The sequence below is a fragment of the Micrococcus sp. KRD128 genome (assembly GCF_017168395.1).
In the GTDB taxonomy this organism is placed as follows: domain Bacteria; phylum Actinomycetota; class Actinomycetes; order Actinomycetales; family Micrococcaceae; genus Micrococcus; species Micrococcus luteus.
The window spans coordinates 72371-85421 of record NZ_JABFAX010000001.1 but is presented as its reverse complement, the minus strand read 5'-3'; the positions used below and the strand labels follow the sequence as shown (position 1 = coordinate 85421).

Genomic DNA, 13051 nt, shown 5'->3' with positions numbered 1-13051 from the left:
GGTCAGCGTGGCGGCCAGGGTGGCGGCGGCCAGCAGGGTGGGGGTGCGGCGCATGGGCATCCTCATCGTGGGGGTGGATGTGACGTATGCAACATAGCCCATCGTCCAGCGACCGTGCAGGGTGTGTGTCACGCCCGTCCAGCCGGGTGCCGCACGTGCTGCGGCCGCCCGCGCCGCACCCGGCGCCGCCGCACGCCCCGCCGGACCGGGCCGGCCGTCGTCGTCCTCGGGCCGTCCAGCCGGTCATGTATCCTTGTCCGCACGAACCATATTGACCAGTGAGTACCTCGGCGGGCCCCTGTGCGCCACAGATCCGAGGCGGCGAGAGATGCGAAGGGGGTCACGCTCATGGGGCGCGGCCGTCAGAAGGCTAAGGCCACGAAGCAGGCACGGGAGATGAAGTACTTCTCTCCCGGAACAGACCTCTCGGCACTGGAGCGAGAGCTCACGGGCGGGCGCACGCCCAGCCCGGAGCCGGACCAGGAGCCCGAGTACGAGGATCCCTACGCGGACCTCTACGCGGAGGACGAGGACGACGACGCGCGGGCGCGATGACGCCCGCACGGCATCCGGCCCTGGACGGGCATCAGGCCGCCCTGCGGTCGATCGCCAGGGTGGTGGATGAGACAGCACCGCTGCAGGACCCCGAGACGGCGTCTCGGGGTCTGCTGCGTCTGATGGAGGAGTCCCGCCCGCTCGTGATCACCGGGGCTGGCGTGTCCACGGACTCCGGCATCCCGGACTACCGGGGGCCGAACGGGTCCCTGCACCGCCACCGGCCGATGACGTACCAGGAGTTCCGGGACGACCCCGCCGCCCGCCACCGCTACTGGGCGCGCTCGTTCGTGGGCTGGCGCCGCATGGACCAGGCCCGGCCGAACGAGGCGCACCGCATCCTCGCGCGCTGGGCGGCCGAGGGGCGCATCGCCGGCATCCTGACCCAGAACGTGGACGGGCTGCACGCCGAGGCCGGACGAGCGGCGGGCATGCCCGAGGACCGGCTGATCGAGCTCCACGGGGACCTGGCGCGCGTGGCCTGCCTGAACTGCGGGGCCACCGAGTCCCGCCGTGACCTGGACCTGCGGCTCGAGGCCGCCAATCCGGGCTACCTCGAGCGGGTGGCGATCGACCCGGACGCCGTGAACCCCGACGGCGACGTCTCCCTCGACCAGCACTGGGTGGAGGAGTTCAGGATGGTCGGCTGCCGGGTGTGCGGCTCCGTGAAGCTCAAGCCGGACGTCGTGTACTTCGGCGAGTCCGTGCCCGCGGCGCGGCGCGCGGCCGCGGAGGCGATGGCCGACGACGGCGGCGCGGTGCTCGCCGTCGGCACCTCGCTGGCCGTGATGAGCGGCTACCGGTTCGTGCTGCGGGCCGAGCGGGCCGGGCATGAGGCGGGGCTGATCAACCTCGGCCCCACCCGCGCCGACGCCAAAGCCCGCTGGCGCTGGCGCGCGCCGGTCGCCGACGCGCTGGCCTGGCTCGACGCCCGCCTCTGATCCCCCCCCCGCCCACGTTTTCGTGCGGGAAACGGCGGGCGCCGGGGCGCTTTCGTGCGGGAAACGGCGGGCGCCGTGCCCGGGGCCACGCACGACTCCTGCACAGGTGGCGCCGCGCCCGGGGCCACGCACGACTCCTGCACAGGTGGCGCCGCCGACGTCGTCGTCCACGGTGGCTGCTCCTGAGCGGGCGGGGCCGGCCGGGTTGAGCCATCGTCACGGGCATGGCCACGTCATCCCAACCCTTGTCCGACATCGTGGAGGCCGGCCGGCCGTTCACCCGTGGCGACCTGCGCGCGGCCGGGGCCTCGGAGCGACTGGTCCGCGGCGGTGACGTGCGGCGCGTGACGCATGGGGTCCATCGGCTCCGGTCTGACCACCTCGGCTCGTGGGCGGAGCTCGGCTACGCCGAGGCCCCCGCTCCCTTCGCACCGGAGGAGACGGCCGCAATCGTGGCGGCGAGCGGGGGAGTGGCCTCCCACCTCACGGCGTTGCTCCTGCACCGCGTGCCGCTGCCGCCGTTCCTGGCGGAGGACGGCACCGTGCACGTGTCCCGGCCACACCCGCGCGGGGCGAGCGTCCGCCCAGAGATCACTTCGCATGCCCGCCTGGTCCCAGCCGCGGATGTGACTGTCCTCCACGGGATCCGCCTGACGAGCCTGGAGCGATCCTGGGCGGATCTGGCCGCACTCGTCCGTCCAGGCATGCTCGAGCCCGTCCTGACGGCCGGGGACGCCCTCGTCCATCGGACGTGGTCGCCGGAGGGGCGCCGCTCACCACGGACCACGACGGCGGCCCTGCGGTCCGCGCTCCTGCGTGCCGGGCGGTTCAAGGGAGTGCGCACCGCCCGTGCCGCCCTCGAGCTGGTGCGGGTGGGCGCGGACTCCCCACAGGAGACAGCCCTGCGACTCGCCCTCGTCCACGCCGGCCTGCCCGAGCCGGAGCTCCAGCTGGTGCTGCACCCGGGCCGGGCGCGGTCGCCGGACGCGGATCTGGGGTGGCGGCAGTGGCGCTTGGTGGTCCACTACGACGGCGGCCACCACCTCGACCCGGCACAGCTCACCGTGGACGCGTGGCGGGACGAGGGGTGGGCGCGCGCGGGCTGGACGCAGATCTGGGTCACTGTGGACGACGCACGGGACGACTTCCGGCGCGTCGTCGACGCGGTGCAGGCGCACCGGGCCCGGCTCGGCGGGCGGATCTTCGCGTCGTGAACCGCCGTTTCCCGAACGAAAACGCCCCGGTGCCCGCCGTTTCCCGAACGAAAACGCCCCGTGGGGTCAGGCGGCGTACTGGCCGCGCATCAACACGGCGCCGCCGTCGACGCCCTTGGCGCCCTGCACGAAGTCCAGGCCCGCGGCCGCCGCGCCGTCGGTGAGGGCGCCGATGGTGCCCATCTCCCACGCGTCGATGCCGGCGTCCACGAGCACGGAGATCGACGTCGCGGCCACCTCCGGGTCCACCACGGCCACCATGCCCACGCCGAGGTTGAGGGTACGCTCGAGGTCGGACTGCGGAACGCGGCCGAGCTCGCCCACCAGACGGAACACGGGCGGCAGGGACCAGGTGTCGCGCTCGACGGTCGCCATGAGGCCCTGCGGGAGCACGCGCGCCAGGTTCGCGGCCAGGCCGCCGCCGGTCACGTGGCTGAACGCGCGCACCGGCAGGTCCGAGCCGCCCTCATGGCCGTTGAGGCGCTGCACCAGGTCGAGACAGGCGCGGGAGTAGATGCGGGTCGGCACGAGCAGCTCCTCGCCGAGGGTGCAGCCGAGCTCGGTGACCTCGCGGTCCAGGGACCAGCCCGCGGCGTTCACCACGCGGCGCACGAGCGAGTAGCCGTTCGAGTGGATGCCGGAGGAGGCCATGCCGATCACGACGTCGCCGGACTGCACCCGCTCCGCACCCAGGACCATGTCCGCCTCGACCACGCCGGTGGCCGCGCCCGCCACGTCGTACTCGTCCACGGCCAGCAGGCCCGGGTGCTCGGCGGTCTCGCCACCCACGAGCGCGGTGTCGGCCAGGCGGCAGCCCTCGGCCACGCCGCGCACGATGTCCGCGATGCGCTCGGGCACGACCTTGCCGCACGCGATGTAGTCGGTCATGAACAGGGGCTGGGCGCCGACCACCACGATGTCGTCCACGACCATGCCCACGAGGTCCTGGCCGATGGTGTCGTGCTTGTCCATCGCCTGCGCGATCGCCACCTTGGTGCCGACGCCGTCCGTGGACGTGGTCAGCAGCGGCTTGCGGTACTGCAGCAGCGCGGAGGCGTCCCACATGCCGGCGAAGCCGCCAATGCCGCCCAGGACCTCGGGGGTGTGGGTGGCCTTCACGGCGTCCTTCATCAGCTCGACGGCGCGGTCGCCGGCCTCCACGTCGACGCCGGCCGAGGCGTAGGTGATCGGGGCGGCGGAGGAGGGGGTCTGGTTCGGGGTCACAGCGGGGTCCTGTCCGTCTCGGTGAGCAGCTTCTCGTCGTCGGCGTCCGGGCCGGGCTCGCAGCCCGTGGCGGTCACGGTGGTGGTCGCGCCGTCCTCGTCCAGCACCACGGTGGACGCGGGCGACACGGCGACCGGCTCCAGCAGGCCCTTGCCGCGCTCGCCCTCGTCGGCCAGCGGGATCGGGTAGTCGCCGGTGAAGCAGGCGGTGCACAGGCGCTCGCGCGGCTGCCCGGTGGCCTCGATCATGCCCTCCTCGCTGATGTAGGCCAGCGAGTCGGCGCCGATGGACGCGGCGATCTGGTCCACCGCGGCGCCGTTGGCGATGAGCTCGGCGCGGGTGGCGAAGTCGATGCCGTAGAAGCAGGGCCACTTCACGGGCGGGGAGGAGATCTTCACGTGCACCTCGGCGGCGCCGGCCTCCTTGAGCATCCGCACGACGGCGCGCTGGGTGTTGCCGCGCACGATCGAGTCGTCCACCACCACGACGCGCTTGCCGGCCACCACGGTGGACTGGACGTTGAGCTTGAGGCGGATGCCGAGCTGGCGCAGCGTCTGGGACGGCTGGATGAAGGTGCGGCCCACGTAGGCGTTCTTCACGAAGCCCTGGCGGAACGGCAGGCCCGAGGCGTCCGCGTAGCCGACGGCGGCGGGCGTGCCGGATTCGGGCACGGGGATCACGACGTCGGCCTCGACCGGCTGCTCGAGCGCGAGGCGGCGGCCCATCTCCACGCGGGACTCGTACACGGAGCGCCCGGCGATCGTGGCGTCCGGCCGGGCGAGGTACACGTACTCGAACACGCAGCCGGCCGGCTTGGACTCGGCGAAGCGGGTGGAGCGGATGCCCTCCTCGTCGATCGCGATCATCTCGCCGGGCTCGACCTCGCGGATGAAGGAGGCGCCGACGGTGGCGAGGGCCGACTGCTCGGAGGCCACCACCCAGCCGCGCTCGAGGCGGCCGAGCACGAGGGGGCGCACGCCCTGCGGGTCGCGGGCGGCGTAGAGGGTGCGCTCGTCCATGAACACGAAGCAGTAGGCGCCGCGGATCTTCGGCAGCAGCTCGAGGGCGGTCTCCTCGAGGCGGTCCCCGGGGGTGCCGTGCAGCAGGGCCGTGACCAGGGCGGTGTCCGTGGTGTTGCCCTGCTTCATCTCACCGTGGGTGTGGCGGCCGTCCGCGGCGTGCACCATGCGCAGCAGCTCCGCGGAGTTCACGAGGTTGCCGTTGTGCGCCAGGGCGACCGTGCCGTCGTCGGCGGTGGCGCCCAGGGTGGGCTGGGCGTTGGCCCACTTGTTCACGCCGGTGGTGGAGTAGCGGCAGTGGCCGACGGCGATGTGGCCGCTCAGCGCGGTCAGGGTGGCCTCGTCGAACACCTGGGAGACCAGGCCGATGTCCTTGTAGACGGCGATGCGCCCACCGTCCGAGACGGCGATGCCCGCGGACTCCTGGCCGCGGTGCTGGAGCGCGTACAGGCCGTAGTAGGCCAGCTTCGCGACCTCCTCGCCCGGCGCCCACACGCCGAACACGCCGCATTCGTCCTGCGGCCCCTGGTCCTGGGGGTCGAGGGCGGCGGTCAGGCGGCCGTCGCCTCGTCGGGTGCGCGGTGCGATCACTGCTCGGGGGTCCTTTCGGTGGGGGTGGTGCGGGCGGGGCACCCGCGTCCACGCGGTCCAGGCGGACGTCCGCCACGGCCGGGTCGTCGGTGCGCTCGAGGACCACGGTGCGCGCGGTCGACCGGGAGCGGCGGTCCAGCAGCAGCCACACGAGCAGTCCGAGCACACTCGTGCCGAGCATGCTCAGCAGGGCCGCGAAGCCGAACGTCTCCGAGAAGGAGAGCGGGATGCCGGAGTACGGGTCCGCGGGCGGGGTGGGGGAGGCATGGACCGCGGTGGTGATCACGAGGGCGATCAGCAGGCCGAGCGCGAGCGCCACCGCGAGCACCGCGGTCAGCCGCGGGGCGCGACGGACGGTGTAGGCGCGCTGATCGGGGGTCGGCTCGGGGGCGGAGGTCATGCGCGCCAGTCTATCGAGCCGGGCGGACGCCCCAGGACCCGGGTTTCGCACCCCGGCGTCGGGGGCCGGAGCGGTCAGCCGCGCAGGGCGTCCGCCGGGCGCTGCCGGCTGGCCACCCACGCCGGGTACAGGGCGCTCACGACGCCGGCCGTCAGCCCGAGGGCGAGCGACAGCGGCGCGGCGGTGGTCGGCAGGACGGCGGCCCAGCCCCGTGCGTGGGCGACGGCGAGGACCGCGGCCGTTCCGGCCGCCGCGCCCACGGCCCCGCCGGCCAGGCCGATGAGGGCGCCCTCGAGCAGGAACAGCCGCGCGATCAGCCCCCGCCCGGAGCCGATGGCTCGGCGCAGCGCGATCTCCGCGGTACGGGACTGGACGGAGAGGTACATTGCGGTGGACGCGCTGATCACCGCGAGGGCCAGCAGGACGGCGGAGAGGACGCCCACGAACGCGCCGAGGTCGTCCGAGACGCCGGCACGCAGGTTCCGCAGGTCCGCGACGGTGCGCGTTGTTACGCGGCCGGGGTTGGCCGGGTCGATCACGAGCGGGGCCGCCTGCGACACCGGGTAGGGGAACCCGGTCTCGGTGCGGACGGTCAGCGTGAGCGAGGGCTGTCGGGCACCGGCCATCACGGGTCGGGTCACGAACACGGCGGCGCCGAGCTGCGGCGTCCGCTCGGACACCCGCACCAGGCCGAGGACGGGCACGGACTGCCCCTCCACCCAGATCCGGTATCCGGGGGAGAGGACGCCTGAATCCGGCGCGGGCAGGTGGAGGGCGCGGGCGGCGTCGGGGGTCACCCAGGCGGCGCGCTCGGCGGCGGACTCGAGGACCGCCTCCGACCCGGCGGGGAAGCGCAGGTCCGCGGCGGCCGCGTAGGACGCCGACGCCGACGCCAGCGTTAGCGCGGCCGCGGGCTCGGGCTCGTCCGGGGCGGACCGGGTGATCCGCGCGTCGGCCGGGCTGATCTCGGCCAGGTGCCCGGCCGCCTGCACGTGGGGGAGCGCGGCCAGGTCGGTGCTCCAGCGGGTGAGGCGATCGTCGTCGGGGTCGAGCAGGCCGTCGTCGGCGGGGAGGTTCACCACCACCTCGTCCAGCGCGGCGGCCGTGAGCCGCGCGCTGACCTGGGCCGTGGCCGTCTGAGAGAGGCCCACGGAGGCGACCAGTCCGCCGATGCCCACGGCGAAGGCGGCCATGAGCAGCACCGTGCGTAGGAAGCGGGAGGAGAGCGAGGAGAGGGCGTCGACCGCGTCGTCCAGCAGGGCCGAGGCCCGGTGACCGGACGCGGGCGGCGACGGCGGCCGCGCCTCCTTCGCCGCGACGCCCCGTGACCCTGGCCCCGCGGCGGCGGAGGGCGTGGGTGCGGACCGCGATTCGGTGAGCACGCCGTCCTCGATGCGCACGTGCCGGTCGGCCTGGGCGGCGATCGCCGGGTCGTGGGTGATGAGCAGGACGGTGGTGCCGCGGGCGTGTAGTTCGCGCAGGTGCTCGATCACGATGCGACTGTTCGCCGAGTCCAGGTTGCCGGTGGGCTCGTCCGCGAGGATGACGCGCGGGCGGGTCGCCACGGCGCGGGCGATGGCCAGACGCTGACGCTCGCCGCCGGAGAGCAGCTTCGCGCGGGTGCCCAGGCGGTGGCCGAGGCCCAGGAGGTCGAGGGCCTCGCCCGCCCGGACGTCCCGTTCGTCCCACGGAACGCGCTGGATGCGCAGGCCGAGGGCGGCGTTGGTGCTCACGGCCTCGTCCCCGAGCACGTGGCTGGACTGGAAGACGAAGCCGAACACGCGCGAGCGTAGCCGGTCCCGCTCGGCCTCGCCCATGGCCGTGGTGTCCTTGCCGTCCACGAGGTAGGCGCCGGCGTCCGGGCGGTCCAGCAGACCGAGGACGTTCAGCAGGGTGGACTTGCCGGAACCGGAGGGGCCCACGATGGCGATGAAGTCGCCCTCATGCACCGTGAGGTCCGCCCCGTCCAGTGCAGGGCGGTCCGCGCCGGCGAAATGCTTTCCCACGCCGCGCAGTTCGAGCAGGGCCGGGGGAGCGTCGGAACGACGGCCCGGATCGACCGCGGCGTGCGGGACCGTGCTCACGAGACCTTCACCCGGTCGCCGGCCTCGAGCTCGCCGGTGACCGCCGCGTAGCCGCCACCCGTGACCCCGACGGTCACGGGGACGCGCCGTTCGTCGGGCCGGGCAGAGGCGCCGGCACCGGAGCCCGTGGCTGTCGCGGCGTCGTCGCGGAGGATCACGTAGGCGTCGGAGCCCATCCCGCGGACGGCGGTGAGGGGCACGGCGAGGCCGGGCTCCGCCGTCGTCTCGGGTGCGGTGCTGACGGAGACGGACTGGCCCACCGGCGGCACCTCCGCGCCCTCGCCGAGGGCGACCGTGATCGTGTGGCCGGCGCGGCCCTCACCCTGGGCGGCCTGGAAGTCGCCGATGGCGGCGACCGTGCCCTCGAGGGCGGCGCTCCCGGCGGCCACCCGCACGGGCTGGCCCTTGCGCAGCGCGGCGGCCTGCGTGACGTCGGCGGTGAACTGCACGCTCGGGGGGCTGGTCTGCAGGCGCAGCAACGGCTGGTCGTCCGTGAGGGTGGCGCCATAGCCGGCGGCGGAGACCACCTGCGCGCCGCCCGAGCCCAGCGGGATGAACTGGCGCCACCCGACGGAGACCGGGGTGTCCTGGGGCAACGGGGCCCCGGCCTCCTGGAAGAGCTCGCGCAGAGCTCGCGCGGTGCGGGCGTCGAGGACGCCGTCCTTCCCGGCCGTGTGGCCCACCTTCTCCAGCGCGCGCTGAAGGGAGGACACGTCCTCGCCCGTGTCACCCTCGGTGAGGTCCCGGTAGAGGGCGAGAGGCTCCGGCAGGAACACGTAGGTGACGCCGGAGACCTCTCCGGCCACGTCACCGGGCCGCACCGTCTGCCCAGGTTTGACGGTCTGGCGCAGCACGACGGCCGGCCCCTCCGCCGTGACGGCCACGCTGCGCGTCTTCCCTGCGGCGACGGTCCCGGCGAAGGAGGCGCTCGTGTCCACGACGCGCTGCTCGACGGCGGCCCACACGTCGATCGGCTGGGACACCGCGGCGGGGTCCGCCGTCCGGGGTGGCTGGAAGAAGCGGCCGGCCACGAACGACGCGGCGAGGAGCGCCAGGACGAGCAGGCCGACGATGGCGAGACGACCGGGGCGGGCCAGGCGACGCCCGGCCCGGTGAGGCCCGGCCGGGCTCACTGGTGGCTCGCGAGGTAGGCGCGGGCTGCGTCGACGTGCTTCGCGGTCTCGGCCTTGACGTCCTGGAGTGCTGCCTCGTTCTGCTTGATCAAGGGCGCCTGATAGCTCGCCTCGATGTCCCCGAGACGCTGGGTCAGCTGCGTCTTCTCGTTGCAGTCGGCCTCGATGCTCGCGATCCGGATCTCCTCCTTCTTGCGCGCCGGATCGGCCGAGCCCTCCTCGCTGGCCTCGAGGATCTGTTGGGCTTCTGCACTGGTCCAGGCGCTCTCGTCATCGCGCGGGGTGAGGCCGTGGTCACGGAGGCAGGTCGTCCATTCCTCGCGGGCTGTCTTCCACGCATCGGTCGCGGACGCGGAGTTGTACGCCTTCGTGGCGAGCTCACCGGGCAGGCCTCCGGAGAGGGCCGCCTCTGGGATGCTCACCGCGTCCATCTGCGCACCGACCTCTCCTCGGCACGCATCGTAGGCCGCGTTGAAGGACGGATCGGACTCATCACTCCACTCTCCGGGAGGAGGGGCCGACTGATCGACCGCGGGGATGAACCCCTCCTGCGCGGCTTGCTCGGGCAGCCACAGGCCGTAGGGGCGGTCCAGGCCGGGGCCGGTCGAGTCGGCCGCTGGGGCCAGTCCCGCGTGCCCGCGGCCGTTGAGGCACTCCCGGAGCACGCTCTGGCTGGCGCGTTGCGTGACATTGAGCTCGTCGACCGTGGCCTGGTACTCCTCCAACGGGAGCACGACCTGTCCGCGGGCACGGTCGAGCTGTGCCTTCGCCGCGGTGTCCGGGACGGGATCGGCAGAGCTGCATCCCGTGACGAGGAGCGTTGCTGCGATCATCGGCGCAAGGGCCATCAGCTTCTTCATGCGGTGCACCTTCGTGTCGAGCCGGCACCGTCCCGTCCGGAGGGACGGAACGGTGCCGACGGAGCAGATCAGTAGGTCCGGTAGGGGGACGTGTCCCAGCTACTGATCCGGTCGTTCCATGTCTCACCCCAGTGGAGGTTCGTTGCCGTGTCGCGGAGATCGTTCCAGTCCATGCGAGTGATGAAGTTCCGGCCGGAATAGCCGTTGTCCTCCCAGAACTTGACGTAACTGCCATAGGTGCGGATCGAGGAGATCTGATCGTTCATGGTGCCGACGTTCGAACGGTCGGTGCCGCCGAGGGGATTGCCGGAGTAGTTCATGTGGGGATAGGCGGACACGGCCTGGGCAGGCGCAGCCAACGATCCGGCGAGAGCGAGCCCGGCGAGGGCGGTGGAGGCAAGTTTCAGAGCCGTGCGCATCATGCACATCCTTGGTGTGACGCCCCGGCGGGGGCGATACGAGTGAGGGTGCGAACGCTTTCAGGCCCCCCCCCCCCGCCTGGACTGCGGAACAGCTGAGGCGAACCTATGCGACCGCTGGGAGTGTCGCAACTGTACTTTTGTGCAGGTTGATGGCCGCGTGTGTGATCGACATCACAATGGGTTGGCTGGAATGGTCCACAGCCGACGAGCACCCGAGTAGCTGGGAATCCGCCGCGTCCACCCCTCGCTCACGGCCGCACGAGCGGCAGGTGCGCGGCGAGGTCCGCTCGCACGCCCGAGGCGCGCACGCCGCCGGCCGCCGTCGCGTCCGCCCAGGACGTCAGACCTGTCGCCAGGGACAGCCATGTCACGGCGTCCATCTCCACCACGTTGGGCGGGGTGCCGCGGGTGTGCCGGGGCCCGGGGAGGCACTGGGCGACGCCGAAGGGCGGCACGCGCACCTCCACCGAGTTCCCGGGCACGCGGGTCGCCAGCTCCTCGAGCGCGAAGCGCACCGCCGTCGCCCGCGTGGAGCGCGGCAGCGCGGCGGCCGCCGCGGGGTCCTCCGCGTGGGCGTGCGCCCACGCCAGCAGCGCCGCGTGGCCCTCGACGACGGGCACCCGGCGGCGGGGCACGGAGCCGGTGGTCACGCCCCCGCCTCGAAGGCCGGCAGGACGTCCCCCACGAGGTCCCGCACCGGCGCGGCCAGGCGGATCTCGCCGACCGGCTCGCCCCGGCCGAGCACCGGGGGCACGACGGCGGCCAGCACGCCCGGCAGCGTCGCCCGGTCCACGTGGTCCGGGGCGAACCGGGCCAGCAGCGCGAGCGCGACCAGGTCGCCGGCCCGCGTGCCGCCGTCGAGCGCCTTGACGGCCACGGCCGTGCCGTCCGGCGCGGCCATGACGAGCACGCCGTCCGCGCCCGCCTTGGCGAGCAGGCCGAGCTCGCGCATCACCACGGTGTTGGAGCTCGTCTCCCCGTGGACGGCCCACGGGTGCTCGAGCATCGCCGTGGCGACGGCGGCCGCGTGCGGATCCGCGTCGGCGCGGCCGGGCGCCGCGGCGACCCGCCCGATGCCGCGGGCCAGGCCCGCCAGCGAGACGACGGCGGCCGGGGCGCCGCAGCCGTCCACACCGGTGTGGGCCACCGGCTCCCCGCAGTACTCGGCGATCACCGCGTCCACCTCCCGCTGCAGCGGGTGCGCCGGGTCGAGGTACGTGGCGACGTCGTGCCCGGACGCCGCGCACGCCGCGAGGAAGCCGGCGTGCTTGCCGGAGCAGTTGAAGGCCAGCGGGGTGGCGGCGGCGGCCTCGCCGTCGCGGCGGACCTGGGCGACGACCTCGGCGGTGTCCGCGGGCCAGGCCGGCGGGCACCGCAGGGCGGACGCGTCGAGGCCGGCGTCCGCGAGCATGCGCTCGGCCAGCGCCTGGTGCCGGAGCGTGCCCCGGTGCGAGCCGCACGCGATGGACAGGGCCTCGCCCTCCAGCGCCGCCCCGTGGCGCAGCGATGCGACGGCCTGGAACGGCTTCAGCGTGGAGCGCGGATAGATCAGCGCGTCCGCGGGGCCGAGCCCGGCCAGCACCCGCCCGTCCGGGCCGGTCACGACGGCGGCGCCCGCCGTCCGGGACTCGACGAAGCCGTTGCGGACGGTCTCCACGAGCTCGACGGCGTCGGACAGGGCGAAGGTCTCGCCCGCGGGGGCGATGGTGGCGTGGGTCATGCGGTCCAGGGTAGCGAGGGCCCCGGACGCGCCGGGCGTCCGGGGCCGGTGGGCCGGGTCGGGTCCGGCGACGTCACCGGCTCACTCCGTGGAGAGCCGCCCGTCCACCATGGTCAGGGTGCGGTCCGTGGCGGAGAGGAACTCGTGGTCGTGCGTGACCATGAGCGTCGCCACCTGCTCCTCGCGGGTCAGCGTGCCCAGCAGGTCCACGACGGCGGCCGAGCGCTCGCGGTCCAGCGCGGAGGTGGGCTCGTCCACGAGCAGCAGCGTCGGGGAGGCCATGAGCGCGCGCACGATGTTCACGCGCTGCCGCTGGCCGCCCGAGAGCTGGTGCGGGCGTTTGCGGGCCTGGTCGGCCAGGTCCACTCGCTCGAGCAGTTTTAGGGCCCGCGCCCTGGCGGCTTTGCGGTCCGCGCGGGTGGCGTCGCGGTCCAGGTGCACGGTCAGCTCTAGCTGCTCGGCGGCGGTGAGGGAAGGGATGAGGTTGGGCTGCTGGAAGATCATGCCGATCTCCTGGCCGCGCAGCGCGGTGCGCTCCTTCCGGGACAGCCCGGCCATCTCGCGGCCGGCCACGGACACGCTGCCGGAGGTGGGCGTCACGAGGCCCGCGGCCACCGCCAGCAGGGAGGACTTGCCCGAGCCGGACGGGCCGACCATCGCGGTGAAGGTGCCGGGGAGCAGGTCCAGGCTGACCTCGTCCAGGGCGCGCAGCACGCCGCGCTCGCCGTCCGGGTACTCCAGCACGAGGTCGCGCACGGACAGCGCGGGGGTGGCGTCGGCCGCGGCGGCGGGGCGCTCGCCGGCGACGCGGTGGGCGGCCGCCGCGGCCGGGGTGCGGAGGGCGTCGAGGTCGGCCTGCGGGGCGGTGAGGGCGGTCATGGGGAGGTC

Annotated in this window: 12 protein-coding genes; 3 read left to right on the top strand and 9 right to left on the bottom strand. The window is 74.1% G+C overall.

Translation table 11 applies throughout. From position 1 onward, the window contains the following. Positions 1-348: 348 nt before the first annotated feature. The 3 genes from J1M44_RS00385 (at position 349) to J1M44_RS00375 (ending at position 2710) form a co-directional block, all read left to right on the top strand. Positions 349-555 (top strand): DUF3073 domain-containing protein, encoded by a 207-nt coding sequence (locus J1M44_RS00385; protein ID WP_002853979.1) that lies wholly within the window; start codon positions 349-351, stop codon positions 553-555. After that, a complete protein-coding gene (locus tag J1M44_RS00380) occupies positions 552-1496 on the top strand; it encodes a Sir2 family NAD-dependent protein deacetylase (RefSeq protein ID WP_206480333.1) in 945 nt (314 codons plus the stop codon). Before J1M44_RS00385 ends, J1M44_RS00380 begins: the two co-directional genes overlap by 4 nt. A 224-nt stretch (positions 1497-1720) precedes the next feature. Continuing rightward, complete coding sequence (locus J1M44_RS00375) at positions 1721-2710, top strand: hypothetical protein (RefSeq protein WP_206480332.1); 990 nt, start codon at positions 1721-1723, stop codon at positions 2708-2710. A gap of 66 nt (positions 2711-2776) precedes the next feature. On the opposite strand, the gene purM is transcribed toward J1M44_RS00375, so the two are convergent. The 9 genes from purM to J1M44_RS00330 all read right to left on the bottom strand — a co-directional run bounded on the left by purM (position 2777) and on the right by J1M44_RS00330 (position 13042). Continuing rightward, a complete protein-coding gene (gene purM, locus J1M44_RS00370; RefSeq protein ID WP_206480331.1) occupies positions 2777-3934 on the bottom strand; it encodes a phosphoribosylformylglycinamidine cyclo-ligase in 1158 nt (385 codons plus the stop codon). Beyond that, positions 3931-5544 (bottom strand): amidophosphoribosyltransferase, encoded by a 1614-nt coding sequence (gene purF, locus J1M44_RS00365; RefSeq protein ID WP_206480330.1) that lies wholly within the window; start codon positions 5542-5544, stop codon positions 3931-3933. The genes purM and purF overlap by 4 nt, the downstream gene beginning before the upstream one ends. A 474-nt stretch (positions 5545-6018) precedes the next feature. After that, positions 6019-8028, bottom strand: a complete 2010-nt coding sequence (locus J1M44_RS00360; RefSeq protein ID WP_002853987.1) for an ABC transporter ATP-binding protein/permease — start codon at positions 8026-8028, stop codon at positions 6019-6021. Continuing rightward, positions 8025-9161 carry a hypothetical protein gene (locus tag J1M44_RS00355; RefSeq protein WP_002853990.1) on the bottom strand — a complete coding sequence of 379 codons (1137 nt, stop codon included), beginning with the start codon at positions 9159-9161 and terminating at the stop codon, positions 8025-8027. Before J1M44_RS00355 ends, J1M44_RS00360 begins: the two co-directional genes overlap by 4 nt. Continuing rightward, the gene (locus J1M44_RS00350) at positions 9158-10021 is read right to left on the bottom strand and encodes a hypothetical protein (RefSeq protein WP_002853991.1); all 864 of its coding nucleotides are present in this window, start codon (positions 10019-10021) and stop codon (positions 9158-9160) included. The genes J1M44_RS00355 and J1M44_RS00350 overlap by 4 nt, the downstream gene beginning before the upstream one ends. Positions 10022-10089: 68 nt before the next feature. After that, positions 10090-10443 (bottom strand): hypothetical protein, encoded by a 354-nt coding sequence (locus tag J1M44_RS00345; protein ID WP_002853993.1) that lies wholly within the window; start codon positions 10441-10443, stop codon positions 10090-10092. A gap of 248 nt (positions 10444-10691) precedes the next feature. Further along, positions 10692-11093: a sterol carrier family protein gene (locus J1M44_RS00340; protein ID WP_002853996.1), complete on the bottom strand. Its 402-nt coding sequence runs from the start codon at positions 11091-11093 to the stop codon at positions 10692-10694. Then, entirely contained in the window at positions 11090-12163 is a 1074-nt protein-coding gene (locus J1M44_RS00335) for an asparaginase (protein WP_206480329.1), read from the bottom strand. The genes J1M44_RS00340 and J1M44_RS00335 overlap by 4 nt, the downstream gene beginning before the upstream one ends. Before the next feature lie 81 nt (positions 12164-12244). Then, positions 12245-13042 carry an ABC transporter ATP-binding protein gene (locus tag J1M44_RS00330; RefSeq protein ID WP_060775062.1) on the bottom strand — a complete coding sequence of 266 codons (798 nt, stop codon included), beginning with the start codon at positions 13040-13042 and terminating at the stop codon, positions 12245-12247. Positions 13043-13051: the final 9 nt, after the last annotated feature.